The following is a 25,145-nucleotide window of genomic DNA, read 5'->3' as shown; positions in this document are numbered from 1 at the left end:
GAGCCCGGACGGCAAAACGCTAGCCGGCCCGATAGGTGAGGGGCTGGGTGTCCGCATCGGCGTGACCGGCTGGGGCAGCGTCGGTGTCGATGTCGGTCGAAGGGGATACCGAGCCTGGGGGGTGTCGTCGTGACGCGGCGAGTGCGGCAATGGCGGTGGTGAGGGGCACCGAGGCGACGAGGCCGATGGTGCCGGCCGCGGTCCGCACGATTTCGGCACCGACGAGGTCGGTGCTGGCCAGGTCGGCGCTGCTGCGGTCGGCGAGGGTGAACAGGAGCAGGGTCGGGAGGGCGGCGCCGGCGTAGGCGAGGACGAGGGTGTAGACGCTGGAGGCGATGTGGTCGCGTCCGACGCGCATCCCGGAGCGGTACAGGTGCCGCAACGAGGCCCGCGGGGCCGCGTCGGAGACCTCCCAGACCGCAGCAGCCTGAGTGATCGTCATGTCGTTGATCAGGCCGAGTGAGCCGATGATGACACTGGCGAGAACCAGCCCGGGAAGGCTCAGCTGCCCGGCGAACCCCTTGAGCATCACGTCCTCGTCAGAGCCGAGTCCGGTGATGCGAGCGAAGTTGATAGCCAATGCGCCGAAGGCGCCGGCGAGAGCCATGCTGGCGAGGGTCCCGAGCAGGGCGGCGGTGGTACGGGCGGAGACGCCGTGGGCAAGGTAGAGCAGAACGACGACCAGGGCGGTGCCTGTGATCAGGGCGACCGCGACGGGGGAATGTCCGTCGAGCAGGGACGGCAACGTGAACTTGACGATCACGAGGTAGCTGAGGATGAGGCCGGCGAGCGCGGCCAGTCCGCGCCAACGGGCAACTGCGACGACCACGGCGGCGGTGAGGAACGCGATCCAGCCGATCGGAGCGGAGCGTTGGAAGTCCGCGACGTAGTAGGTCGCCTGGCCCGCGATGTCGGTGGTCGGGGCGAGACGGACCTTGTCCCCGACCTTCAGGATCGGGCCGGTGGGGTCGACCAGAGTGTCGAGATGGAGCCGGGTGTCGGATTCCGACGGATCGTCCAGGACGACGTCGATCTGGTCGCAGGTCGCCGGGGGTGCCCCTGCGCCGGTCAGGTCGGGGCAGGGACCCCGACCGACGCGTTCGATGGTGGCGTTGACGAGCTTGCTGGCGCCGCCCACCAGGCCGCGCAGATCCTCGGGGGTTTCCCGGGTGCCACCGGACGGCCAGAGCAGGACGACACCGACCACGGTGAAGATCAGGAACAGCGCCACCGCCGCCGCCATGACAGTCGTGGCCGGCCGCGACGTCTCGCCGGTCCCCGCTCCTCCACCGTGGTGATGTCCAGGCCCCATGGCTCCCGAGTGTGGCCGTTGAGCATGGTGCTACCTGCGGCCAGGTGGCCTCATACATCTCCTGCGCCAGGCGCACCGTCCGGCCCGCGCCTCCATCCGACCCGGCGCGGTTCAGCGACCCATCCTCTATACCCCGCTCCAACAACGCTTCGCCGCGGGCGACAGCCCGCCGCTGAGGCGGCCGCGGACATTCACACTGCCGAACGCCGAGAGATCAAAAAGATCGCGAAGTCCAGGAAATCGGAGGGCACAGTTCCATCCGGACACCACCAGCGGATCTTGACCGCAAGTCTTCCCGTCCGAGAGCCTGCGTCCGGCCTTAGGAGAAGCTTTGGCGGGTCGCCAAGGCGGCCCACTCACCGGAAGATCTGTGGTCAAGATCGGCCGTTCTCTCCGCACCACCGCGACCTGTGCCGCCTACCGGTGGCCCCTGCGGCGTTGGCGGAGGGCGACACCACCACCGAGCAGCGCGACGCCCCCGAGTCCCAGTGCGATCGGGACCATCTCCGCTTCTTCGCCCCGCGCCGTTCCACCGCCGCCGGCCTGCACGCCACCGACAGGCATCTGCCCGCAACGCATCGGATCGTGGCGCATCTGCAGGCAATGCATCGGATCATGGTGCATCGGGCCGGCCATAGACGGTGGGACGGGTGTCGACGGCGTCGTGGAGGACGGTTTCAGGCTGGACGTGGACGGTGTCATCGGGCCTGGGGGCAGGTCCTCGCAGGCCTTGCCGTCGCTGTCCCGGTCGAGATCTTCGAGAGCCCTCGCGGGGTCATGCGCGAGGAGCCAGGCCTGGGCTTCCGGCTGAGTCGTGAAGTCGGAACAGTTGATGTTCGCAGCTGCCACGGGAACGGTTCCGATCACCATGAGTGAGCCGGCGCAGGCGACACCGGTCGCCATGAGCCGAGTGAACAGCTTCACAGATCCCCCCGATCCGATAGTGACGCTATGTAACTCGAGGGGAACGTAACAGGAGGTGGGGCATGACCGCCGACCACGGACCACGCTTCACTCGGAAGGTGTGAGCAGCCGTTTCCTGAATACCTGGGCCGTTCGTGATCAACCAGCGCTGCTCGGACCACGGCGAGGAAGGTCGGGCGAGATCAGCGACCGCCAGTGGCCGACCCGAAACAGCCAGCCTGGCCGGTAGACACCCCCGGGCCCGCCGCTGCTGCAGCCCAGCCGGTCCGGCCAAGTGCCGCCGCCTGCGCAGCCACAGCGGCCTGCCCGAAATGCACTCGTCGCCACACCTATACCCGTTCCTACGGGAACCGTGGTAGGTCCTTCGGCCCCCGCCGTCCTGCGCATCGACCCCTCCGCCGCGACGCCAAGTTCTCTGCTCCCCCGGAGCATGCGGGGAAAGACTGACATAGGACGGACGCGGAGGAGGACCGGTGAGGAAGAACATGCCGGTATACGCACTGGCCGCAGCGATCGTCATTGCTGTTGTGGTTGTCGTCGGAGTGCCGACTACGGCGCTGTTGGCGCTCCTACTTGTGGCCGGCTGCCCGCTGATGATGCTCTTCATGATGCGCCATATGGACGACACGGTGGAAAATCATCGCCACCGAGACGGCGAACAACGCCCTCCCACCCCTCGGTGACAAACGGAGCTCGAGGTGACGGCGACCGCCCTGCCACCCGGAAGGTATCCAGCTCCGCTGCTCGATCAGCCGCCGGGGTAGGCACGGGCGCTGCCCGGGTACGACTCGGTCCGTGTCCTGCTCGACGGCCCGTGGGCGGCGGCGGATGGCCTGCCGATGCCGTCAGGAGGAGGAGTCGACATGACCAGGGTCAAGTCTTCGGCGGCAGACGATTGCCGAGGGTAGATCTCTCGCACGGCCGGAGGCCGGGGTTCCCGAGTTTCCAGGAGGGAAGGCGCAGATGAGCCTCAGCCGACGGCTGGCACTGGTGTTCAGGACCAAGGCCAGCAAGATGTTGGACCGTGCCGAGGACCCACGCGAGGTCCTCGACTACTCCTATCAGCGCCAGCTCGAACTGTTGCAGCAGGTCCGCCGCGGCGTTGCCGACGTCGCCACCAGCCGCAAGCGGTTGGAGTTGCAGGTTCAGCAGCTGCGGGGGTCCGCGGACAGGCTGTCGGAGCAGGCCCGGCAGGCAGTAGCCGCAGGCCGGGACGACCTGGCCCGGGAGGCCCTGAGCCGTCGTGCCGGAGTCACCGGGCAGGTCCAGGAGCTCGAGCAGCAGCATGCGTCCCTGCAGGCAGAGGAAGAACGGCTCACGCTCGCGGCGCAGCGGCTGCAGGCCAAGGTCGAGGCGTTCCGGACCCGCAAGGAAACGATCAAGGCGACGTACACCGCGGCCGAGGCACAGACGAAGATCGGCGAGGCGGTCGCCGGCGTCTCCGAGGAGATGGGTGACGTCGGGCTGGCGGTCCAGCGGGCCGAGGACAAGACTCAGCAGATGCAGGCCCGAGCGGGTGCGATCGACGAGCTGCTCGCCTCCGGAGCGCTGGATGATGCGACCGCGGGCGGTCCGCGGGACGACATCCAGGCCGAGCTGGACCGGCTGTCGGCGTCTTCCGATGTGGAGCGGGAGCTGGCCGCGATCAAAGGTGCGCTGCCGGCCGGGAGCCGACCGCGAGCGATCGGGAGCGCCCAACCGGGCGGCTCACGGCCGGGGACGCGACCGGAGGGACAGTCATGATCGTGCGCATCCTGGGTGAGGGGCAGTTCGACGTCCCCGACAGCGAGCTGGACGCGCTGAACGTCCTGGACGAACGGTTGGTGACGGCAATCGAAGCCGGCGACGAGACGGGTTTCCGCGCCGCCGCCCGCGCCTTGCTCGGCCACGTCCGCGAAGTCGGGTCAACGCCGCCGGCGGACTGGCTCGCACCCTCCGACCTGGTCCTCCCGCCAGCCGATGCGACGCTCGCCGAGGTCCGCGGGCTGCTCGGCGACGAGGGCCTGGTCCCGGGCTGAGAAGGCAGCCATGACTGTGAACGCGCCGCGGCGGTTCTCCGCCGACCACGGACTGACGGCCCGGATGCTGGTGACCGTCTTCCTGCTCGGACTTCTCTACGTTGCCTTCGTCGCCGTCCTGATCTCGCTCGGTGTGTCAACGGTCCTGGTCATCGTGATCGCCGGGGGCCTGCTGTTCACCCAATACTGGTTCTCCGACCGCATCGCGCTGTACGCGATGGGCGGCCGGGTGGTGACGCCGGAGCAGGCACCGCAGCTGCACGGCGTCATCGATCGGCTGTGCGCGCTGTCCGGCGCGCCCAAGCCGGCGGTGGCGGTCGCGGACGTGGATGTGCCCAACGCCTTCGCCACCGGCCGGAGCCCGCGGCGGGCCGTGGTCTGCGTCACGACCGGGCTGCTGCGGCGGCTGGACACCGACGAACTCGAGGGGGTGCTGTCCCACGAGCTGTCCCACGTCGCGCACCGGGACGTGGCCGTCATGACCGTGGCCTCGTTCCTCGGGGTACTCGCAGGTCTGATCACCAGGTTCGGTCTCTACTCCGGCATGTTCGGCGGGTTCGGCCGCTCCCGGGACGACGACGAGGACAACGGCGCGCTCGTCGTGCTCGTCGTCGTGCTCGCCTCGACCGTGGTCTATGTGCTGTCCTTCCTCCTGACCAGGGCGCTCTCCCGCTACCGGGAGCTCGCCGCGGACCGCTCGGGAGCAATGCTCACCGGACGGCCGTCGACGCTGGCCTCGGCACTGGTCAAGATCACTGGAGAGATGTCGCGCATCCCGAGCCGGGACCTGCGCGCCGCCGAGCCGTTCAACGCCTTCTTCTTCGCCCCGGCGGCGGCCGGGGGGTTCAGCCTGTCCTCGCTGTTCTCCACCCATCCACCGCTCGACACCCGGTTGACGCAGCTCGCCCGGCTGTCTGCCGAACTCGGCGAAGCCCGGTAGAGGGCCGGCAGATGCGGATCCTGGACGTTCTGCTGGGCCGGTCCCGACCGGTACCACCGAACCTCGACCGGCTGTTCGCCCTGCCCGCCGCGGCCGTCACCCTGCAGGTGTCCTCGCCGTGGCGGCCCACCGGCGTCGGGTCGGTCTGTATCAAGCCGGCGGAGGGGGGCTCGTTCGCCGGCCTGCAGCAGGAGATCGATCGCCTGCTCGCCCTGGACGGCGCCAGGTACGAACGCCGGACCGACGCCTTCGGCTACGTCTGGCTGGTCCGACGGACCTCGGACGACGACCTCGCCGGGCTGGTCACCGACCTGCACGCGGTCAACTCGGCCCTGACCGACGCCGGCTTCGGCCCCGCGTTGCTGTGCACGGTCGTCGCGTTCTCCGACGGCACCCGACCGCTGGGACTGATCTACCTCTACAAGCGAGGCAGTTGGTACCCGTTCGCCCCGCTGGGCGACCAGCGTCGCGACAATCCGACCGAGCTGGAAGTCAGGGCCGTCCTGGCTGGCGACCTGCCGATCGAGCCCGACCTGTCCCGTTGGTTCCCGGTCTGGGGAGCTCCCGGACTCGACGAACAGGACAACCCGCAAACACCCACCCAGGGCTGACCAGAGGCCCCTGGGCGTGCCTGCCCCCGTGTTGTCAGGGGCCGGGGCGGTGCCGAGGTGCCGTGTCGACCGTGCCGGCGGTGACGTTCATCCGGACGCGGTCAAGACTCGGCAGGTACCCCACCCGGGTAGCGAGGCCGATGCTGGGGTAGGTCGAGAACGAGGAGTTGGGGCTCCTCCGTGGGTGAGCGGCGCACCGTCGACCACGACAGCCACCACCAGCACCTCACCCCTGGCAGGGAAGTGAGCGGACATGATTCCCACCGTCGTCCTCGCGGCACTGGCCCTGACGGGGTTCCTCGTCTGGTTCTTCTTCGGCCCGAAGCACGTGCAGCGCACCGAGCTGCATCACGGCGTGCAGCGGGCGACGGTCGTCGTGGCGGGCGGCTACTCCCCGAACCTCATCCACGCCCGTCCCGGCATCCCCCTGCAACTGACCTTCGACCGGCGCGAAGGCGGGGACTGCACCTCTCACGTCGTGTTCCCCGACTTCGGCATCAACGCGGCTCTGCCCGCGTACGCGACCACCACGGTCGAGCTGACACCCGACCGGCCCGGTCGTTTCGGGTTCGCCTGCGGGATGAACATGGTGCACGGCACGCTGCTCGTCGGACCCGACAGCGCTGGCGGCTCTCCCGCTGGCGGCGAGACAACCCGGGTCGGCGCGACGACCGAACCGCACCGCGGGCAGACCGTGGCTCCGGAGCCCGCCGACCTCGACGCCGAAGCCGCTGCTCGCCAGACTGAGATCAGGGACCTGACCCGGCGCGTCGTTGTCGGCGCGGTGCTGAGCCTCCCGGTCGTCGTCGCCGTGATGGCCGCTGACCTGTTCCACGCGACCTGGGTACCCGAGGCGCTGATGAACCGGTGGCTGCAACTGGCGTTGATCGCCCCGGTCATGGCCTACACGGGCTGGCCGATCCACCGCACCGGCTGGCTCGCGCTGCGCCACCGCGGCGCCGACATGAACAGCCTGATCACGCTTGGTACCACGGCTGCGTTCGGCTACAGCACGCTGGTCACCGTCGCGCCCGGCCTCTTCCCAGCCGATGTCCGCGATGTGTACTTCGAAGCGGTCGGCGTCATCCTCACGCTCATCCTGCTCGGCCGGCTGCTGGAAACACGGGCGAAGGCCGGCACCGGCCAGGCCATCCGCAGTCTGATCGGCCTGCAGGCCCGCACCGCCCGCCTGCTCCGCGACGGTGCGCAGATCGACGTCCCGATCGAGGACGTGCTGCCCGGTGACACCGTTCTGGTCCGTCCCGGGGAGAAGATCCCGGTCGACGGCGAGGTCGTCGACGGGCGATCCACCGTGGACGAGTCCATGGTCACCGGTGAGCCTATGCCGGTCACCAAGCAGACCGGCGACACGGTGATCGGCGCGACGATCAACCAGACCGGGGCATTCCGGTTCCGGGCCACCAAGGTCGGCCGCGACACCATGCTCGCCCAGATCATCCGCCTCGTGCAGCAGGCACAGGCATCCAGGGCGCCGATCCAGCGGCTGGCAGACCTGATCTCCGGCTACTTCGTGCCCGCGGTCGTCGTCATCGCGATCTGGACGTTCGTCGTCTGGCTGCTCGCCGGACCGCAGCCGGCCCTTACCCTTGCGCTCGTCTCGGCGGTCGCCGTCCTGATCATCGCCTGTCCCTGCGCACTCGGACTCGCCACACCGCTGTCCATCATGGTCGCCACCGGCAAGGGCGCCAGCCAGGGCATCCTGATCCGCTCCGCCGAAGCCCTGGAGACCGCGCACGAACTCGACACCATCGTCCTGGACAAGACCGGCACCATCACCCAGGGGCACCCAACGCTCACCGACGTCCTGCCCGCCGCCGGTATGGACGAGACCCGCCTGCTACACCTCGTCGCCACCGCCGAAAACGCATCCGAACACCCGCTCGCCGCAGCCATCGTCGCCGGCGCGACCACCCGTGGCATCCCCGTCACCGAACCGACCGGCTTCGACTCGGTCACCGGTAAAGGTATCCGCGCGACCGTCGACGGCCACGAGGTCCTCATCGGCAACCCGGGCCTGCTCACCGACGCAGGCATCGACCCAACCTCGTTCGAAGCCGACCCGATCCGGCTGTCCGCAGACGGCAAGACGGCCATGGTCGTGGCCGTCGACGGGCACCCGGCCGGTGTGATCGGCGTGGCCGACGCCATCAAACCCGACTCCATCCAGGCGATCGCCGAACTCCGCCGGCTCGGCCTCGACGTCATCATGATCACAGGTGACGGGCGGCGGACCGCCGCCGCCATCGCCCGCCAGGTCGGCATCGACCGGGCACTCGCCGAGGTCCTCCCCGAGCACAAGGCCCGCGAAGTACAGCGGCTGCAGGGCGAGCACCGCAGAGTCGCCATGGTCGGCGACGGCATCAACGACGCCCCCGCCCTCGCCCAGGCCGACGTCGGCTGCGCCATCGGCACCGGCGCCGACGTCGCGATCGAGGCCAGCGACATCACCCTCGTCTCCGGCTCACTCACCGGCCTGGTCACCGCCATCCGGCTGTCCCGGGCGACGATGCGCAACATCCGCCAGAACCTCTTCCTCGCCTTCGTCTACAACATCGTCGGCATCCCGATCGCGGCCGGGGTGCTCTACCCCTTCTTCGAGATCCGGCTCAGCCCCGTCCTCGCCGCCGCCGCCATGGCGCTGTCCTCCCTCTCCGTCGTCACCAACGCCAACCGACTACGTCACTTCACCCCACCACGACCCGACACCACGGCGACCCCGACACCGACCGAACCCACCGTCGAGACAGGAACGACCGTCGGACCCGCTACGCACGCCGAACACACCACTTCAGCCGAACCGTTCACGGACCCCGTCTGCGGCATGCGCATCGACCCGAACAGCCCACACACCTAAAACGGACCATGGAAAATCCCGCGCCTCTACGCCGCGCACTGACTCGACACGTTCACTGCCAACCACGACATAAGCCGCGCACCCCACCCACGCTGAGGCCGCCAGATGCTGGCTTTTGACGCAGGACGACAGCCGTGAGCAGCTGATCGCCGCCGCGTTCGCAGCCGCCATGGAGCACTACGGTGAGCAGCTTCCCGCCTACGACGGCGATCTGAGGCGGTGGCTCTGCGCGACGTGCGAGGCCGCGCACCGGATGAACGCGTCGTTCGGACCGGGCTACTGGGAGCTCACGTCACGCTCCGACCTGCCGCCAGACCTCGCCGCGGCGGAACAGCGGCGCAGGCTGGAGCGCCGCAATGCGATGGCGCGCATCGCGAGCACGGTTTGGCATGCCGCCGGTCACGACGGCAACCCGCCCGACCCGCTCGTCGCCGCGGTCGGTGCCCGTCTCAGTCCGCACTTCACCGCCGCCGTCATGACAGACGTGGGGCAGCAGTGGCAGACGACAGCCGAGCTCGCCTACGCCGCGATCATCGCGACACTCCACCGTCAGACGGCACCTGATGTTGCCGACTGAAGCCGGCGCCCGCTCGCCAGCAGAAGCACGACACTGACGAGCGGGCCGGCTACTTGTCGTCAACCCGCCTGTTTGCGGACAAGGCACCCCCGTAGTTGCGTCCTTGGCCCCGGGGGCGAGGCTCCGAATGCCTGTGTTGCCAGACGATCCCGCCGTGAATGACAGTTCATGACAGGAATCGACTGCCAGTCACCACCGAATGTGCGCCAGAGTCAGGAGATCCGCTCGATCGCAGGTGGATGCGGATGCCAGGTACTCATAAGCGCGGGCTCGGTGGGAGTCCAGTCTCGAGCTTTCATGGAGGTCCGGCCTGGCTGAGGGCCGCGTTGTGGGTGGCCCGCCGTGGCGTGCGTAGTCCCAGCGTGCGGCGGCCCGCCTCGACGAGGTGCTGGAGCAGGACATCGTCGTCCAGGTCAATCAGTCTCGGTGCGACCGCGACGGCGATTCCGCCCAGTACGAGGGCGGCCTTGATCTGCCCGCTGGGGCCGCGGTCGACATCTGCGAGAAGTCGGACCTGGCGGCTGATCAGGTCGCCGAAGTCGCGCTCGGTGAGCAGCACGTCGGTCACGCCGGGGTCGGCGGCCAACACGGAGATCACGGCGCGGTTGCGCACGGCGAGGGCGGCGTAGCCGGTGAGCAGGTGCTCCGCGCGGGCGTGGGGGGTACGTTGCGCCTCGGCGGCCTCGATGATGGTGCGCAATGGTCCGAGCACCGGCTCGACCACCGCGGTGAGTAGCTCCTCGCGGGTGTGGAAGTGATAGTAGAGGGCCGCCTTGGTGACGCCCAGTTCATCCGCGATCATCTGCAGCGAGGTGCCCGCGAAGCTGTGCCTGGTGAACAGGCGGACCGCCGTGTCGATGATCCGCCCTCGGGTGTCGGTCCCACCGGGTGCGTTCAGTGCGGCGGGGGTCACGGTTACTCCTCGCTGAATCCTTACGGACTCACAGACTAGCTTGCCGGTTGACAAGCTAGCAACCTGCCGGCCAGCTAGCGCTCGACTCGCCGATACTAGGGCATCAACATGTCGTTCGTAAAGCAAGATCCTGGCCGTTCGACAAGTGACGTACTTTACGATCAGCTAGCATTTCACTTGCTGGACGGCTAGCGTCTCGGGTGTCGCTCGGCACCGCTGGAACCAGCGGGACCCAGTCGCCACGCCCGTGGCCGTCGGCCGCCTGTGGTCGGGCGATCCCGTGCACCTTCGAACAGGAGCCCCCACATGGCCTCGTTCCTCTATCGGCTTGGCCGGTTCGCGTTCCGCCGGCGGTGGCTGGTCACCGCTGTGTGGGTGGCGGTCCTCGCCGCCGCGCTGGCCGGCGCCGCCACCCTGTCCGGGTCGACCTCCGACACGTTCCGCATCCCGGGTACGCCGTCGCAGGAGGCAATCGACCTCCTCAACGAGCGGTTCCCGCAGGCCTCCGCCGATGGCGCCACGGCGCGGGTCGTGTTCGCCGCGCCGGATGGTCAGCAACTCAGTGCCGTGCGGGCGGAGGTCGAGCAAGCGATCGCGCAGTTGAAGGAGGTGCCGCAGGTCGCCTCGGTCACCGACCCGTTCCAGTCCGGGGCGGTCAACAGCGCCGGCACCGTGGCCTTTGCGAGCACGACCTATCAGGTGCCGTCGGCGGACCTGACCGAGCAGGCCCGCGACGCGCTCACCGCCGTCGTGGACGAGGCCCGCGCCCAGGGCCTGACCGTCGAGGTCGGCGGCGATGCGGTGCGGGTCAAGCCGGAGCAGGGCGCGGGCGAAGTCGTCGGGATCGCGGTCGCCGCCGTAGTCCTGTTCATCACGTTCGGCTCGCTGGTGGCGGCCGGCCTGCCGCTGCTGACCGCGATCCTCGGCATCGCCATCGGCATCGGCGCGATCAGCACCATGAGCGGGTTCGTGAACCTGTCGTCGACCACGCCGACACTCGCCCTGATGATCGGCCTGGCGGTGGGTATCGACTACGCGCTGTTCATCGTCTCCCGGTATCGGCACGAGCTCGCCGCCGGCCGTGACCGGGAAGAGGCAGCCGGCCTGGCGGTCGGCACCGCTGGTTCCGCGGTGGTGTTCGCCGGCCTGACCGTCGTGATCGCGCTCGCGGCGCTGGTGGTCGCGGGCATTCCGTTCATCACCCAGATGGGGTTGGCCGCCGCGTTCACCGTGGCCGTCGCCGTAGTCATCGCGCTGACCCTGCTGCCGGCGCTGCTGGGCTTCGCCGGCCGGCGTATCTCCCGGCACCCTCGTGGGCTGCACGCCCGCGACCTGGAGGCGGACCGTGCCACGCCGGGGCCCAACATCGGCGCGAGGCGGGCCGGGGCGATCGCCCGCCGCCCGGTCATGGCGCTGCTCATCGGAGTCATCACACTTGGTGTCATCGCGATCCCAGCCCTGGACCTGCGACTTGGCATGCCTGATGACGGCGCCGCCGCACCCGACACCACCCAACGCAAGGCCTACGACCTGCTGGCCGGCGCGTTCGGTCCTGGCTTCAACGCGCCGCTGACCGTCACCGTCGACGCGGGTGCCGGGTCGGCGCAGACGGCGGCGGACCAGGTGACACAGGCGATCCATGGCCTGCGTGACGTCGCCACGGTCACCCCGGCGGTCATCAACCCGGCGGCCGACACGGCGCTGCTGACCGTCATCCCGACAAGCGAACCGAGCGCCACCGCGACCGAGGAACTGGTCCACTCCATCCGGAAGATCGACGGCACGGTGCCTGGCGCCAGCATCGGTGTCACCGGTCTGACCGCCATCAACATCGACGTCTCCAAGAAGCTCGGCGACGCTCTCGTGCCCTATCTGATCGTCGTGGTCGGCCTGGCGTTCGTCCTGCTCCTGCTGGTGTTCCGGTCCCTGCTCGTGCCGGTGACAGCCACCCTCGGCTTCCTGCTCAGCATCGCGGCCACATTCGGCGCGGTCGTGGCGGTGTTCCAGTGGGGCTGGCTCGCCGACGTCTTCGGCATCAAGCAGACCGGGCCGATCATCAGCCTTCTGCCCATCGTCCTGGTCGGCATCGTGTTCGGTCTCGCCATGGACTACCAGGTCTTCCTCGTCACGCGGATGCGCGAGGAATACTCGCACGGCAGCACCCCGCGCCAGGCCATGATCACCGGTTTCGGTCACGGGGCCCGGGTCGTCACCGCCGCGGCCTTCATCATGATCAGCGTCTTCGCCGGGTTCATCCTGTCGCCCGAATCGATCGTCAAGTCCATCGGCTTCGCTCTCGGCGTCGCCGTGCTCTTCGACGCGGTGGTCGTGCGCATGACCATCGTCCCGGCGGTGATGGCCCTGCTCGGCCGTGCAGCCTGGTGGCTACCCCGCTGGCTCGACCGGATCCTGCCCAACCTCGACGTCGAAGGCGAGAAACTACGCCACCTCCTCGACGATGGACAGGACCCCCTCGACACCACCCACGAACGCGCACCTGCCTAAACGCGCCACCCGCCGACGGCGGCCGGATATATTCCCCGTCTTCCGCACCAACCGGACCCTGATCGCGGAACACATCGGGGTCTTCTGAATGGCGCACACTCGTGTGGTGGTGGTCGAAGACGAGGAGAACGTCTCGTACGTCGTCGCCATGGCGCTGCGGCTGGCGGACTTCGAGGTGATCGAGATCGAGGAGTTGGTCGCCCGGACCCGGGCGATCCTGCGCCGCCGCGGTGCGGACGCGGAAACGTCCGTACTGATATGCGGTGAGCTAAGCGTCGACGAGGATGCCCACCGGGTCACCATCGGGAGCCGGCCCATTGCGCTATCGCCTACTGGCTATGAGCGTTTCCTCTGGCCCCACCTTCCGACTTGGGTTCTAACGGTGGTTGCAACACCAGTCCCGAAAGGTGTTGCGATGACCGGATCCCGGCGGAAGATGGGGCCAGAACTCGGGATCTGTCCCTGATCTTGTGGTCAGACTGGCCCCGGGGTAGCTCGCTGACCACGATCGGCCTTCTGTGATCATGTGTCGGGTGCCTCTCTGACCTTGGGGTTCTCCTTCCGCACCTGGCGGGTCTCATTGTCGATCGGGTTGACCGGGCCGGTGATCGGCTGCGGTTACGGGCCCATGTTCGAGGAGCCGCTGGCGTGTGCCCCGGGTGCGGGGTGGTCTCGGAGCGGGTGCACGGGCGGTATCGCCGCCGGCTGGTCGATGCGGCGATCGCGGGTGCTCATGTCGAGATCGATCTACTGGTTCGGCGGTTCCGCTGCCTGACGGCGGGCTGTCCGCGGGTGACGTTCGCGGAGCAGGTCGTGGGTCTGACGAGTCCGCATGCCCGGTTCACCTCGCTCGCTGATCGGATGATCGAGGCGATCGGGTTGGCGTTGGCGGGCAGAGCCGGAGCACGCCTCGCGGACAGGATGGGGCTTCCCGCCCCGGTCGGAACACGCTGCTGCGCCGGGTCCGGGCTCTACCCGACCCTCAGATCGGGGCGGTGACGGTCCTCGGGGTGGATGACTTCGCGCTGCGCCGGGGTCGGGTCTACAGGACGGTCCTGATCGATCTCGACAGTCGCCGGCCGGTGGACCTGTTGCCCGATCGGGAAGCGGCGACGTTCGCCGGCTGGCTGGGCGAGCATCCCGGCGCGCAGGTGATCTGCCGGGATCGGGCCGGTGCCTATGCCGATGGCGCCCGCACCGGTGCCCCGGACGCGGTGCAGGTGGCGGACCGCTTCCATCTGTGGAGCAATCTCGCCGGATACGTCGAGACGACGGTCGCCCGGCACCGTTCCTGCCTGGCGCAACCGCCGGCTACCGACGAGGCTGCGGACGAGCCGCAGGCGGACCTTGACGGCGCGGTGGCCACAGCGCGGGACGCGTACTTCGAGCAGCGGGCGTTCGTGCGGCATGCCCGCGAGCGGTACGCCGCCGTCCAGGAACTGAAAGCCGCAGGCGTGGGCATCAAACCGATCGCCGCGCGACTCGGCCTGGCCCGGGGAACGGTCCGCAAGTACTACCGCGCGGCCAGTGTCGACGACGTCCTAGCCAAGGCCCGCGACGGCCGCGGTTCGATTCTCCAGCGGTGGGAGCCCTACCTCAACGAGCGGGTCAACGCCGGGATCACCAACGGCAGCCAGCTGTTCCGGGAGATCCGCGACCAGGGCTACACCGGGAGCAAGGCCGTCGTCTTGGCCTATCTGCGCCCATTACGCGCCGGCGGCAGCGCCGCCGCACCCGCAGCGCGGCCGGCGCCGAAGGTTCGTACCGTCACCCGGTGGATCCTCACCCACCCCGAGCGCCTGGATGAACAGGACACCCTCGCGTTGCAGGAGGTCCTCACCCGCTGCCAGGACCTCCAGAAGACCGCCGGTCATGTCACCGCGTTCGCGCAGATGCTCACCGGCCGCCACGGCGAGCGACTCAACAGCTGGATCGCCGCCGTCGATGATCTGCCTGAACTCCACCGCTTCACCGGCGGCCTCCTGCGCGACCACGACGCCGTCCTCAGCGGGTTGACCCTGCCACACAGCTCTGGACAGGTCGAAGGAGCCGTGAACCGCATCAAAATGATCAAACGGCAGATGTATGGCAGGGCGAACTTCGACCTGCTCCGCAAACGAGATCTCCTCGCGACCTGACGGTGCCCGGGTCCACTTCGATCACAAGATCAGGGACAGATCCAGAACTCGCTACCGGAGCCACGGCGCGGGTGTCCCGCTCCCGAATCCGGTAGCCATTCCGGCGATTGACTCGTTCCAGAGATACCTCCCCGTACTCGGCATTACACAGATCATCCGCCTCGGCGCCCATCGGCGCCTCCGCGAACACCTTCACCATCGACCCCAGCAGATCCGGACCCGCCGCGAGCAGTTCCTTACCGAACCCCTCGGCGTCGGTCACAGTCGAACGACCGGCCATCACGTTTCCTCCTCGTCGAGTTCTTCGCGGTACTCGAAAAAGATCACACGATGGCCGCCCAACGTCACGGAGCGTCACGCTGGCGAGTCGTTAGACGATCACACCCCGTACACCACGCCAGTGGACGCCACTCGCCGCCTCGCTCGACCACTGGCCTATGATCTGCACCGCCCGTGGGAGAGACCTGCCCCGCCGGGACGGCTGGCAGGCAGGTTGAACGACACGCTTAGGTGCCCGTGCCGTCGGCGCAGAGGCGTTCGTGGACGACCTGGAACGCGTTTCCGGCCGGGTTGATCTTGACGAAGGCGTAGCAGTTGAGCGGCTGACTGGCGTTGTTACCGAAGTCTATCGGCGCGATCAGGCCGCCCGCGTCGTAGTCGGAGACCTTCCGTAGCGCGCTGATGAATCCCTCGCGGGTGGGGCAGGAACCGGCCAGTTCGAGGCCGCGAAGGAACATGTCAGTGTAGATGTAGGCGTGCATGGCGAACTGCTGTTCGGGGACGAACGTCTCCGGCGCGAAGCGGGTCATCGCGGCGCGGTAGCGGTCGATGGCCGCGCCCCCGGCCTCGAAGGGCCGGAAGTAGACGGGGAACGAGACACCGGAGAGCGCCGGGCCCAGCGTGGCCAGCAGGCTGTGGTCGTACCCGGTGAGCGCGACACTGCTGGAGAGGTCCAGGTGCGCCGCGCGGGCGGCCTGCGCGATCGCGGCGAAGTCCGCCGAGGTCGTGAAACCGATCATGGAGTCGGCGCCGGCTGCCGATATCTGCTGGACCACCCGGGCCGGGCTGTCTGTGCTGCTCGCGTAGGAGATCGCGTCGGTCGTACCGAGACCGATCGCTTGAAAGGCGGTCTGGTATCGCGCCATGACCTGCAAGGTGAAGGCCGACGCCCCCGTGGTCACGAAGGCGACCTTTGTGCCACCGCTGGCCTGGATGTAGCGGCCGATGGTGTCGGGTGACGCCGCGTACAGATAGGTGAAGAAGTTCTGGTATTTACCCCAGTCCGGCTGAGCGAAGCCGACAACGGGGACGTTCTGCGCGGCAAGGCCGTCCAACGAGTCCCCGATCGCGGCGGTGGCCGTCACCAGGCCGAAGACCGAGTCGTGCTGGACGAGGTTCGTGGTGACGTTGGCGTTCTGCGGCGGGGAGTTCGCGTCGTCACGCCACTCGTAGACGATCCGGCGGCCATGTATGCCGCCTTCCTGATTGGCCAACCCGATCCTGGCGTCAACGCCGGAGCGGGCCGAGTCGAACGCGGCGCTGCCGGTACCCGAGTCGGTGACCACGAGGCCAAGCTTTATCTGGTCGGCGGTGACGCCGGGGCTGTTACAGGCGGCGGCCGCCGCCCTGCCGCCGTCTCCCGACGCGGAACAGCCGGTCACGGCAACCGCAAGAATCGCGGCCGCCGCGCCCCCCAGTAACCTTGGCGATAATCTACCCAGGAACATCTGTTTCTCCACAGAAAATAAAGAGGCTGATGGTGGGGTCGGCGATGCGCCAAGCCGACTGGGCCACTCCAGGGCCCGCCGCCATGCAAACCTTCCTTCAAGTAGATCTTCGATCTAAACAGGACGAGCCCGGACAGTATATCTACCGAGTTCCGTTCTTCGGGCGAGCCGCAGCGTGGAATCGGGAGCCGACACCGCTGGTCCTCCGCCGGGCGCATTTCCCGCGCCGCCGGCGCACCGTTCGCTGCCCCGGCTTCTCCGCTGGCGCAAGCTCGGCCGGCCGGGGAGCGGTCACGACCCTTTTCCGCTGGGCCACCCAGCTGCTGGCACACCGGTCGTGCCCCGCCCGCGGGAGTGTCCGGCTACCGGCTCTGTTCCACTTCCGGTGGTGACCATGTGTTAACGGCGGTAGCAACGGTGACGACGGAGGATCAATCCCGTCAGATCCGGAGCAGATCGTGATCGAGTTCGGGCGCGGGTCGCCGTAGAGGCGACGACTCTGGAGACCCGCGTCCTCGGACAGACCTAGACACGCCGGGCCTCGCCAACCGTTGACTCTGAGTCACCACTGAAAGTGGAACAGAGCCGGTAGTCGGACACTCCCGAAAACCGCAGGCCCCGCGCCGGCATCGACATCATCGCCGCGAGCATCGAATTCCGCTTTGAGCGCGACCGCGTCGCACACTTCACCGCTGGCCTCGCCTCCAGCCGACAGCCATCGATGGCCCTGTCCGCAGGAGATTCTGCGGACAGGGCCCTCCACGCCTGACGAGCGGTGAACGGCCGCCCGCAGCGTCGGCGGTGCGCGCCACGAGGTCACCGTCCGCGCCAGCGCAGCGGGACTCGCGTAGTAACGGGCGAGGGCATCCCGCCCTCAGGCCACACCTGCCAGGCACCGGATGATCATTGTTTTTGAACGCCCGAGATGATACTTCCACCTCGCTCCACGCCCAAGGAGCTGCCGGAAAATAACTCCGGTCTTTGATCTACGTGGAAGATCGTGGGACGCTCCGGCGTGTGGAGCAGGTTGACGAGGCGGTGCTCGCGGAGAAGTTCGCGTTGTTGGTGCCGCACCTGGACGAGCGGCAACGCCGGCTGGTGCTGGGAGCGGACGCGCGGGCGTTCGGACATGGCGGGATCCATCTGGTGGCCCGGGCGGCCGGGGTCTCGGAGGGCACAGTCTCGCGAGGCGTGGCCGAGCTGGAGTCCGGCGCGGTCCCGACGGGTCGGGTGCGCGCGCCGGGTGCGGGTCACAAAGCGCTGTGGGAGAAGGACCCGGAGCGAAGCGTTCGACCTGGCCAACAACCGTCCAGTGCCTGACGGGATGTCACCCTGCATCTCCTTTGGGCCCTACAGCACGGCTCGTGTCGCCGCGAACGCCGCGACCGCATACGTCTCCCTGGGCGAGACAGCCAGGGTGCGAGAGTATGCGGACATGGCCGTGCAGGTAGCCGACCGGTCCCCGTCGATGTGGAGCCGTTGTCTCGTCCGCCTCGACCTGGCGACCGTACTGCTCCTGTCCGACGCTCCCGACCCGGAGCAGGCCGCCGCACTGGGGATCGAGGCGCTGACCACCACGGCCGGCAACCCGATCGAGTCCATCCGACGTCGCAGCAATGAGCTGGTCGCCCGTGCCAGGCCATGGCAACAGACCGGCCCGGTCACCGAACTCGCGGAAGCGTCCCGCGCACTCGCCATCCCCGTTCCCGCGCGCCGGTGACCGCGTCACCCACCACTGACCCGATCATGGACGACTGGCACCGCTTCGCCAGTCTCGAACGGCTCGACAACCACTGGGACCGGCCCGGCTGGACGCCCGGACGCCGCTCCTACCACTGGATGCTGACCTTCGAGGACGCCACCGAGCTGCACGCCCTTGCCGACCGGTGCCAGCGGCGGCTGCGCCTGCCCGTCCTCGACCCGGTACCGCCTGACGGGCTGCATCTGACGCTCCAACGTCTCGCCTTCACCGACCAGATCGGCCGGGCTGACGTTGACAGGGCCGTGGAGCAGACATGTGCACGGCTGGCCGGTGTCGAGCCGTTCTCGTTGGCCGTGGGGCCACTGGCGGGGTCGTCCGGTGCCGTCCGCTTCAGCGTCCTGCCCTGGGCACCGGTGGTCGCCGTCCGGGACAGGCTCATCGAGGCGACCACAGCCGTACTCGGGCCCGCCGCGGTGGTGGTCAAGCCGCACGGGTTCCGGCCCCACGTCGGCATCGCCTACTGCAACAGCCCGACCGACGCCCATCCGATCATCACGGCCGTCAGAGACCTCCGGGAACTTCCACCCGTCCGGGTCACGGTCGGCACCGTCGCGCTGGTCGAACTACGCCGCGAGGAACGCGCGTACCGGTGGGACACCGTGGCCCGCGTGCACCTGCCAGCGCCTGCTGGATCTAGCACCCGGTCCGCTAGACCTAGCAGCACCTCCAGCAACGAGTACCGGCCCTGACCTGGGCTCTAGCAGCCTAGCGGGGGTCCGGACGAACACCTGGAATCGGGCTCTGGGGTGACTCCAAGCCCCTCCCCACCGCTGCTAGGGTCTGCGGCGCCGGCCATGGGCCTGCCCGATTGATCCGTACAGGACCGTTCACCCCTGAAAGATCCACTCTGGTCGCCGAGTCGGCCGCGGTTGTCGACCACCCATTGGTAGGCGGCACGGACGTCCTCAATGGCGCCGGCGTCGCGTAGGCGCACCGCCGCCGGGTCACCCGCCAGCGCTCCTGCCTGAATGCCACGCCAACAGCGGTCCTGCCACCACAGGATCGTCTCGATCAGTGGCGCACGCCGGTGCAGTCCGTAGGCGTCACGGATCAGCCCGATCCTCCGCGCCACCTCGTCCGTATCGGTCACCGCGGGGCCGAGGCCGAGGAACTGCCAGCAGACGTGCGCGACGTCATGGATCCGCTCCCCGGGGGCGGTCAGATCCCAGTCAAGGAAGGCGACAGGGCGTAGTCCATCGCCGAGGTCGCGGTAGACGGTGTTCTTCGGCGCCAGGTCGTTGTGACAGACGACCTCGCTGCTGGCGGCCAGTGGCGTGCCCGCGGTCAGATCGTGAAACCCGCGAACCAGCTCGGCGACCCCGACGAGGCTCTCATCAGACGTGACGGCGGCAGGCTGCACGGGCTCCCAGGCGACATGCCCGGGCAGGAAGCTGAGGATCTCCCGGCCGTGCTCGTCGGTACCGAGGAACCGCGGCGCGCCACCCCAGCCACGCCGCGCCAGGAAGGCAAGCAGCTCGTGCACGAACTCGGCGCGCTGCGGCTGGGGTCTGCGCACCGTGTCGCCGCTGCGGGCGACAGTGTTCACCCAACCGCCCGGAAGGGGTACATCCATCACGTCGGCCTCGGCTCGGCTGCGTCCGCGGTCGAATCTGTCCACGGCGCGGGCACCGGCAGGTCACGTTGGGCGGTACAAAAAATCATGGGGGTAAAGTTGGGGTGATCTTTACTTCAAGATCTTCAGGATCTTGCGGAAATAGCCCCTGACCTGGGCGAACGTGCTCCCGCGAGAGGACTCGAACCTCTAACCTGCCGGTTAACAGCCGGCTGCTCTGCCAATTGAGCTACGCGGGACCGTCATTTCCGTCAGGCCCGAACCGCCCAGGTTCCGCCGAGCGACCAGATGCTCCGCGGCCTGGCCGCCGTGCCGCCTGGATCTAGCCGCCCGAACCGGGCGGGTGGCGGCGACGGATCGTGCCTGACGTCGTCAGCCTACCTGAGGTTCCGGCACGGCTGTCGGTGGGGTAGTAAACAAGCCTGTGACAAGCCGGAGCAAGCGCGGTGTCAGCCGCGAACGCCCGGCCCCTGCCCCGGGAGGAACCATGCGCATCAGGCCCAGTGTGGTCGTTGCCCTCGGCATCGGGTACGTCCTCGGTGCCCGTGCGGGGCGTGGCCACTACGACGCGATCATGCGCCAGGCACGCGAGGTCAGGGAACGCCCGGAGGTCCAGAGCGTCGCCGGGGTGGTCTCCGCCCAGGCCGGGGCCCTCGCCCAGCGGGTCCGCACCGTGCTGGGCAGCGCCCAGGACAGCGACGGCACCACCTTCGCCGCGTCCCTGGGAGCGCACAGCTCCAACGGTGTGGGGGTGCACTCGCGCTGACGACGAGCAGCATCTCCCACCACACCGCGGTGCCGGCCCTGCCCCACTTGGGGGACCACTCCAGGAAACGCCGGTTCCGGGCGGTCTGGCTGCAGGCCGTCCGGGTCCGTCCCGCTGGCGAGCGCTCGGCACGGGTCCGCCCGGCCGCCGTCGGCCACACCGGTGTCCGCGCGCGCTGACCGGGGGCGACGCGGCCCCGGCGGCCGGCGGACGTCCACGCATGCCGGCGGTGCCACGCCGGGGTCAGGTGCCGGGTCCGGGCCTGGCTCCGGCTCCGGCTCCGGCTCCGGCTCCGGGCAGGCTGCGGCCGGTGTGCCGGAGGAGCTCGCCGCCATCCTGGAACTGCTGGGACGCCGGTACGCGCTGGCCGCCTTCTGGAGCCTTCGCGGCGGTTCGTCCTCCTTCCGGTCTCTCGCCGGACGGGTCGGCGCGCCGGAGTCCCAGCTCTCGCAGCGGATGCGCGAGCTGCGCGAAGCCGGCCTGGTCGAGGTCGACGAGGTCGGCGAGTACCGCCTGACCAGCCATGGACGTCGGCTGTTGGGCGTTCTGGAGCCGCTGTCCGCCTGGGCCCACGGCTGGGACGCGCTCAGTCCGCGCCAACGAGTACCGAAGGGCTCCGCCAGCCACGCGACGGACGAACCGGATTCCGACTGACCCCGCCCGGCACCCCGGTCAGCCCCCGGGCCGACTACGACGTCCCGCGGTCGGGTGGACATCCCACGGTCAGTAGGTGCAGTTCGGCGCGGGGGGTGGGGTGGCCGCGGCGGGGGGCGCGGGCGCACCGGGGGCGGTTCCGGCTGCCGCCGTGCCGGCGGCGGCGGTCTCAGCGCCGCCGGCGGCCGGAGCGGCCGCGGGCGGCGTGACCGGGACGTCGGCGATGCCGTCGAAGGACGATCCGAGGATCAGCTGCAGCCCGTCGATGCCGGGGTCGCTCTCGAGTCGTGCCCCCGGGACGAGGGTCTGCAGGGTGGCCGCGGCGGCGTCCAGGCCGGTGCCGAAGCGGACCCGGGAGGTCACGTAGTTGCGGGTGGAGGCGTTGCCGGCGTTGGTCGCCCGGAAGCCCTTGGCGGTCAGCTCGTCGACGGCGTCGGCGGCCAGGCCGGCGATCCCGCTGCCGTTGAAGACCTGGACGGCGACCTCGGTGGCGTCGGCTCCGCCGCCGACGCCCGGGGCCGAACCTGTGGAGCCGCCCAGCGGGGCGACGATGCGCTCCAGATCAGCCGGATTGTAGAACTGGACGGACACCCGCTGCCCGCCGACGAGGATCTCGCCGCGGTCGTTCACCGCGCCCTCGGCCCGGGTGGGCGGATGGGTCGGCAGGGTCTGCATGCCGACCCCGCCCGAGGCGATGCCTTTCAGCCTGGTCGCGAGCTTCCGCAGGTCCAGGAGATCAGTGTTGTCGTCCAGGGTGAGCGCGCCGGTGGCCGTGGACAGGAGCTGCTCGAGCTGGCTGGGGTTCGTCAGGACCCCGCCGCCGACGACCTTGTGGAACACCGCGCCCATGAACTGCTGCTGACGGCGGATGCGGTCCATGTCGCCGCCGGGCAGGCCGTGCCGCTGCCGGACGAACGCCAGGGCCTGCTCGCCGCCGACGTGGATCGTCCCGGGGCCGCCGACGAAGCCGCTCATCGGATCGTTGGTGTTGCGGCTCGTCCGGCCGTTCTCGGCGACGTACTCCTTGTGGTCCGAGGGCAGGACACAGACGTCCACGCCGCCGATCGCGTCGGTGATCGACTTGAAGCCTGCCAGGTCCATCGAGACGTAGTGGTCGATGCGCATGTTGGTCAGCGACTCGATCGTGCGGACCAGCAGCGACGGGCCGCCGTCGGAGATCGCGGAGTTGAACTTGGCCTTGTGTCGGGCGTGCTTGCGCCCGTCGGTGTCGGTGTACTCGGGGATCGTGACGTAGGTGTCGCGCGGGATGGACAGCATGGTCACGGTCTCGTCCTCACCGAAGTGGGCGAGGATCGTGGTATCGGAGCGCTGCCCTTCGAGGCCCGCACGGCTGTCCGTGCCGACGAGCAGGAAGTTGGTGGCGCCCTCGGACTCTTCGGGCCGGTCGTCACCGAGGTCGAGGTTGACCTGCCCGATGCGGCCGTTGGCGTAGGTGTAGACGGCCCAGCCACCCGCAGTGATCGAGAAGACCAGGACGGAAAGGAAACCGAGGAGCACCCGGGAGAGCTGTGAGGACGCGCTGCGGCGCGGCCGGCCTCCGGCGCGCAGGTCGAACGGGAGCGTTCTGGATCGTCGTTCTGGATCCCGTGGCACACCCGGTCGCCCGCCCAATCCAGGGTCTCCTTCCGGCGCACCACACGGAAAACAGCGCTTGGGGCGGAAATCATAGGCTATGCACTCGCGGACGGGACCACCCGGTGGTCCCGTCCGCGCTGGTCAGGAGCGCCCACGCGGAGACACCCTCTGACCGGGCCAGATCGCCGCCGGGGCTGTTCCGCGCCGCCCGCGGCCGGGTTCTGAACCTCACCAGCCGGGTTCTGAACCTCACCAGCCGGGATCGGGGCCTCAGCAGCCGGCTGGCCGGCTGCCGGGCTCTGACTGGCCCGCCCGATCCGCAGCGCTCATCCCTCTGCGCGATGTTCATCGCGTTCCGCAACGTTCATCGCGCCGTACGCGGAGCGTCGGCGGGGAGTCGGTCGCCGGCTCGCCGTGATTGCCAGGCTTCTCCCCACTGGGGGCCACCGCGCTGACGCCGCGCCGGAGCCGCCGCGCGGGACGGCGGCCACGGGGGCGACCGTCGGAGCGCGCGGCGGCGGTGCGGCCGGAGGAAGAAGGACGCTCATGACCGCACCTGACCACCGATCCACGTCACCCCTCGAGAACGGTCCGGCGGGGCACGGGCCGGCCGGGGTGGGACGCCGGGCGCTGCTGCGCGGCGGTGCCGTCGTGGCGACGGCCGGCGTCGTCGGGCTGGGGAGCGGGGCCGGGCGGGCCGGCGCCGCGACCGGCACGCCGACGGTCGCCGCCGGCGGGCAGGTGCTGGGCGGGCGCCCGGCGTTCACCTCCGGGGTGCAGGCGGGCGATGTCGACACCAGCGGCGCCGTGATCTGGGCCCGCTCGGACCGCCCGGCGCTGATGACCGTGGAGGTGTCAGGCAGCGAGTCGTTCCGGTCGGCACGGACGGTGGGCGTCACGCGTCTCACTGATGCCACGGACCGCACCGGGGTCGTCGCCGTGAACGGGCTCCCGCCCGGCAGCGAGGTCTTCTACCGGGTGCGGCTGGCGGCGGCGGATGATCCGCGCCGCGTCGGCGAGACCCTGGTCGGACGTCTGCGGACCGCGCCGGTCCGCCCCCGGGACGTGTCTTTGGTGTGGTCTGGTGATGTCTGCGGCCAGGGCTGGGGAATCAACCCAGACCGCGGCGGAATGACGATCTTCGAGACGATGCGCCGGCTGTCGCCGGACTTCGCCATCTGCTCGGGTGACTTCGTCTACGCCGACGGGCCGCTGGCCGAGACGGTCGCACTACCCGACGGCAGTGTGTGGCACAACCTGGTCACCGACGAGAAGCGCAAGGTCGCCGAGACCCTCGCCGAGTTCCGCGGGAACTTCCGCTACAACTTCATGGACGCGAACCTGCTCGCGTTCAACCGCGAGGTTCCCTGGGTGTTCCAATGGGATGACCACGAGACCACGAACAACTGGTATCCGGGCGAGATCCTCACCGACGACCGGTACACCGAGAAGCGCGTGGACGTCCTGTCCGCCCGGTCGCGGCAGGCTCTGTTCGAGTACACCCCCACACTGCCGGGCCGGCCGGACCCGGCGGGCCGGCTGTACCGCAAGATCTCCTACGGCCCGCTGCTGGACGTGTTCGTCCTGGACATGCGCAGTTACAAGAACAACAACGGGGTGGGGCAGACGGATCCGGCCGGCGCGGCGATCCTCGGCACCCGGCAGCGGGACTGGCTCATCGACGGTCTGACCAGGAGCAGGGCGACCTGGAAGGTGATCGCGAACGACCTGCCGCTCGGCATCGTCGTCCCGGACGGCACCACCGCCATCGAGGGAGTGGCGCAGGGCTCGCCCGGGGTGCCGCTGGGTCGTGAGGTCGAGATCGGGCAGGTCCTCTCGGCGATCCGGCGCAACCGGGTGCGCAACACCGTATGGATCACCGCGGACGTGCACTACACCGCGGCGCTGAGCTATCACCCCGACCGGGCGGCCACCAAGGACTTCGACCCGTTCTGGGAGTTCGTGGCGGGGCCGCTGAACGCGGGCACGTTCGGCCCCAACGCGCTCGATCCCACCTTCGGTCCCGAGCAGGTCTTCGCCCGGACGCCTCCGCCCGGCCAGTCGAACCTCCCTCCCTCCGCCGGGCTGCAGTTCTTCGGCCGCCTCGCGATCGACGGCGGCTCCCGCGCGCTGACCGTCGAGCTGCGTGACGCGGCCGGCGGCGTCCTGTGGTCGAAGGCGCTGCCAGCCGGCTGACCACGCCGTGGCGGGCGCAGCCGTACCCACCGCGCCCGCCATGGTGCTGACCGCCGCG

General features: G+C 69.4%; 22 protein-coding genes, 1 tRNA gene and 2 pseudogenes. 17 read left to right on the top strand and 8 right to left on the bottom strand.

The features are described from left to right. Positions 1 to 19: 19 nt before the first annotated feature. Entirely contained in the window at positions 20 to 1,243 is a 1,224-nt protein-coding gene (locus MXD62_RS22665) for a YibE/F family protein (RefSeq protein ID WP_248831488.1), read from the bottom strand. 486 nt (positions 1,244 to 1,729) lie between these two features. After that, positions 1,730 to 2,236, bottom strand: a complete 507-nt coding sequence (locus MXD62_RS22660) for an excalibur calcium-binding domain-containing protein (RefSeq protein ID WP_248831487.1) — start codon at positions 2,234 to 2,236, stop codon at positions 1,730 to 1,732. A gap of 473 nt (positions 2,237 to 2,709) precedes the next feature. Between MXD62_RS22660 and MXD62_RS22655 the strand changes: the two genes are divergently transcribed. The 7 genes from MXD62_RS22655 (at position 2,710) to MXD62_RS22625 (ending at position 9,257) form a co-directional block, all read left to right on the top strand. After that, complete coding sequence (locus tag MXD62_RS22655; RefSeq protein WP_248831486.1) at positions 2,710 to 2,919, top strand: DUF2933 domain-containing protein; 210 nt, start codon at positions 2,710 to 2,712, stop codon at positions 2,917 to 2,919. A 280-nt stretch (positions 2,920 to 3,199) separates the two neighbouring features. Beyond that, positions 3,200 to 3,979 (top strand): PspA/IM30 family protein, encoded by a 780-nt coding sequence (locus tag MXD62_RS22650; RefSeq protein ID WP_248831485.1) that lies wholly within the window; start codon positions 3,200 to 3,202, stop codon positions 3,977 to 3,979. Continuing rightward, positions 3,976 to 4,254, top strand: coding sequence for a hypothetical protein (locus MXD62_RS22645; RefSeq protein ID WP_248831484.1), 279 nt, complete (start codon positions 3,976 to 3,978; stop codon positions 4,252 to 4,254). Before MXD62_RS22650 ends, MXD62_RS22645 begins: the two co-directional genes overlap by 4 nt. A gap of 10 nt (positions 4,255 to 4,264) precedes the next feature. Next, positions 4,265 to 5,194 (top strand): zinc metalloprotease HtpX, encoded by a 930-nt coding sequence (htpX, locus tag MXD62_RS22640; RefSeq protein WP_248831483.1) that lies wholly within the window; start codon positions 4,265 to 4,267, stop codon positions 5,192 to 5,194. A gap of 11 nt (positions 5,195 to 5,205) precedes the next feature. After that, a complete protein-coding gene (locus MXD62_RS22635) occupies positions 5,206 to 5,805 on the top strand; it encodes a hypothetical protein (RefSeq protein ID WP_248831482.1) in 600 nt (199 codons plus the stop codon). A 253-nt stretch (positions 5,806 to 6,058) separates the two neighbouring features. Then, positions 6,059 to 8,680 carry a heavy metal translocating P-type ATPase gene (locus MXD62_RS22630; protein ID WP_248831481.1) on the top strand — a complete coding sequence of 874 codons (2,622 nt, stop codon included), beginning with the start codon at positions 6,059 to 6,061 and terminating at the stop codon, positions 8,678 to 8,680. Positions 8,681 to 8,795: 115 nt separating this feature from the next. Then, a complete protein-coding gene (locus MXD62_RS22625; RefSeq protein WP_248831480.1) occupies positions 8,796 to 9,257 on the top strand; it encodes a hypothetical protein in 462 nt (153 codons plus the stop codon). Between the two features lie 295 nt (positions 9,258 to 9,552). Here MXD62_RS22625 and MXD62_RS22620 read toward each other — a convergent pair whose 3' ends face one another. Next, the gene (locus MXD62_RS22620; protein WP_248831479.1) at positions 9,553 to 10,170 is read right to left on the bottom strand and encodes a TetR/AcrR family transcriptional regulator; all 618 of its coding nucleotides are present in this window, start codon (positions 10,168 to 10,170) and stop codon (positions 9,553 to 9,555) included. 306 nt (positions 10,171 to 10,476) lie between these two features. Between MXD62_RS22620 and MXD62_RS22615 the strand changes: the two genes are divergently transcribed. The 4 genes from MXD62_RS22615 to MXD62_RS22600 all read left to right on the top strand — a co-directional run bounded on the left by MXD62_RS22615 (position 10,477) and on the right by MXD62_RS22600 (position 14,813). Further along, entirely contained in the window at positions 10,477 to 12,675 is a 2,199-nt protein-coding gene (locus MXD62_RS22615; protein WP_248831478.1) for an MMPL family transporter, read from the top strand. Between the two features lie 103 nt (positions 12,676 to 12,778). Then, entirely contained in the window at positions 12,779 to 13,141 is a 363-nt protein-coding gene (locus MXD62_RS22610) for a hypothetical protein (protein ID WP_248831477.1), read from the top strand. A 182-nt stretch (positions 13,142 to 13,323) separates the two neighbouring features. Next, positions 13,324 to 13,674, top strand: coding sequence for a transposase family protein (locus tag MXD62_RS22605; RefSeq protein ID WP_308301307.1), 351 nt, complete (start codon positions 13,324 to 13,326; stop codon positions 13,672 to 13,674). Continuing rightward, the gene (locus tag MXD62_RS22600; RefSeq protein WP_248831475.1) at positions 13,671 to 14,813 is read left to right on the top strand and encodes an ISL3 family transposase; all 1,143 of its coding nucleotides are present in this window, start codon (positions 13,671 to 13,673) and stop codon (positions 14,811 to 14,813) included. Before MXD62_RS22605 ends, MXD62_RS22600 begins: the two co-directional genes overlap by 4 nt. A gap of 64 nt (positions 14,814 to 14,877) precedes the next feature. Here MXD62_RS22600 and MXD62_RS22595 read toward each other — a convergent pair. Then, positions 14,878 to 15,093: pseudogene (locus tag MXD62_RS22595) on the bottom strand (transposase); the annotation flags it as partial. A gap of 226 nt (positions 15,094 to 15,319) precedes the next feature. Then, complete coding sequence (locus MXD62_RS22590) at positions 15,320 to 16,540, bottom strand: ABC transporter substrate-binding protein (RefSeq protein ID WP_248831474.1); 1,221 nt, start codon at positions 16,538 to 16,540, stop codon at positions 15,320 to 15,322. A gap of 1,017 nt (positions 16,541 to 17,557) precedes the next feature. Between MXD62_RS22590 and MXD62_RS22585 the strand changes: the two are divergent. The 3 genes and pseudogenes from MXD62_RS22585 to MXD62_RS22575 all read left to right on the top strand — a co-directional run. Then, positions 17,558 to 17,821 (top strand): annotated as a pseudogene (locus MXD62_RS22585) (ISAzo13 family transposase); the annotation flags it as partial. A gap of 154 nt (positions 17,822 to 17,975) precedes the next feature. Then, a complete protein-coding gene (locus tag MXD62_RS22580; RefSeq protein ID WP_248831473.1) occupies positions 17,976 to 18,260 on the top strand; it encodes a hypothetical protein in 285 nt (94 codons plus the stop codon). 26 nt (positions 18,261 to 18,286) lie between these two features. Further along, on the top strand, positions 18,287 to 18,991 hold the full coding sequence (locus tag MXD62_RS22575) for a 2'-5' RNA ligase family protein (protein WP_248831472.1): 705 nt from the start codon (positions 18,287 to 18,289) through the stop codon (positions 18,989 to 18,991). An 8-nt stretch (positions 18,992 to 18,999) separates the two neighbouring features. Here the strand turns inward: MXD62_RS22575 and MXD62_RS22570 are convergent, their stop codons facing one another. Continuing rightward, positions 19,000 to 19,848: a phosphotransferase gene (locus tag MXD62_RS22570; RefSeq protein ID WP_248831471.1), complete on the bottom strand. Its 849-nt coding sequence runs from the start codon at positions 19,846 to 19,848 to the stop codon at positions 19,000 to 19,002. 193 nt (positions 19,849 to 20,041) lie between these two features. Next, positions 20,042 to 20,114, bottom strand: a tRNA-Asn gene (locus tag MXD62_RS22565). Positions 20,115 to 20,362: 248 nt separating this feature from the next. On the opposite strand from MXD62_RS22565, the gene MXD62_RS22560 reads away from it, so the two are divergent. Then, the gene (locus tag MXD62_RS22560) at positions 20,363 to 20,641 is read left to right on the top strand and encodes a hypothetical protein (RefSeq protein WP_248831470.1); all 279 of its coding nucleotides are present in this window, start codon (positions 20,363 to 20,365) and stop codon (positions 20,639 to 20,641) included. A gap of 162 nt (positions 20,642 to 20,803) precedes the next feature. Further along, the gene (locus tag MXD62_RS39830; RefSeq protein ID WP_248831469.1) at positions 20,804 to 21,295 is read left to right on the top strand and encodes a helix-turn-helix domain-containing protein; all 492 of its coding nucleotides are present in this window, start codon (positions 20,804 to 20,806) and stop codon (positions 21,293 to 21,295) included. Between the two features lie 69 nt (positions 21,296 to 21,364). Here the strand turns inward: MXD62_RS39830 and MXD62_RS22550 are convergent, their stop codons facing one another. Next, positions 21,365 to 22,927 carry an LCP family protein gene (locus tag MXD62_RS22550; RefSeq protein WP_248831468.1) on the bottom strand — a complete coding sequence of 521 codons (1,563 nt, stop codon included), beginning with the start codon at positions 22,925 to 22,927 and terminating at the stop codon, positions 21,365 to 21,367. Positions 22,928 to 23,437: 510 nt separating this feature from the next. On the opposite strand from MXD62_RS22550, the gene MXD62_RS22545 reads away from it, so the two are divergent. Then, the gene (locus MXD62_RS22545) at positions 23,438 to 25,087 is read left to right on the top strand and encodes an alkaline phosphatase (RefSeq protein WP_248831467.1); all 1,650 of its coding nucleotides are present in this window, start codon (positions 23,438 to 23,440) and stop codon (positions 25,085 to 25,087) included. The last annotated feature ends 58 nt before the right edge of the window (positions 25,088 to 25,145 follow it).

The organism is Frankia sp. Mgl5, assembly GCF_023242985.1.
Classification (GTDB): Bacteria; Actinomycetota; Actinomycetes; order Frankiales; family Frankiaceae; genus Parafrankia; species Parafrankia soli.
This window is presented reverse-complemented; position numbering and strand designations above follow the sequence as displayed.

What these genes read in the sequence shown, in the direction of transcription:
- MXD62_RS22665 (WP_248831488.1), bottom strand. Translation starts at nt 1,243, where the DNA reads ATGGCGGCGGCGGTGGCGCTGTTCCTGATCTTCACCGTGGTCGGTGTC.
- MXD62_RS22650 (WP_248831485.1), top strand. Translation starts at nt 3,200, where the DNA reads ATGAGCCTCAGCCGACGGCTGGCACTGGTGTTCAGGACCAAGGCCAGC.
- MXD62_RS22645 (WP_248831484.1), top strand. Translation starts at nt 3,976, where the DNA reads ATGATCGTGCGCATCCTGGGTGAGGGGCAGTTCGACGTCCCCGACAGC.
- htpX (WP_248831483.1), top strand. Translation starts at nt 4,265, where the DNA reads ATGACTGTGAACGCGCCGCGGCGGTTCTCCGCCGACCACGGACTGACG.
- MXD62_RS22635 (WP_248831482.1), top strand. Translation starts at nt 5,206, where the DNA reads ATGCGGATCCTGGACGTTCTGCTGGGCCGGTCCCGACCGGTACCACCG.
- MXD62_RS22630 (WP_248831481.1), top strand. Translation starts at nt 6,059, where the DNA reads ATGATTCCCACCGTCGTCCTCGCGGCACTGGCCCTGACGGGGTTCCTC.
- MXD62_RS22615 (WP_248831478.1), top strand. Translation starts at nt 10,477, where the DNA reads ATGGCCTCGTTCCTCTATCGGCTTGGCCGGTTCGCGTTCCGCCGGCGG.
- MXD62_RS22590 (WP_248831474.1), bottom strand. Translation starts at nt 16,540, where the DNA reads ATGTTCCTGGGTAGATTATCGCCAAGGTTACTGGGGGGCGCGGCGGCC.
- MXD62_RS22580 (WP_248831473.1), top strand. Translation starts at nt 17,976, where the DNA reads ATGGCCGTGCAGGTAGCCGACCGGTCCCCGTCGATGTGGAGCCGTTGT.
- MXD62_RS22575 (WP_248831472.1), top strand. Translation starts at nt 18,287, where the DNA reads ATGGACGACTGGCACCGCTTCGCCAGTCTCGAACGGCTCGACAACCAC.
- MXD62_RS22560 (WP_248831470.1), top strand. Translation starts at nt 20,363, where the DNA reads ATGCGCATCAGGCCCAGTGTGGTCGTTGCCCTCGGCATCGGGTACGTC.
- MXD62_RS22545 (WP_248831467.1), top strand. Translation starts at nt 23,438, where the DNA reads ATGACCGCACCTGACCACCGATCCACGTCACCCCTCGAGAACGGTCCG.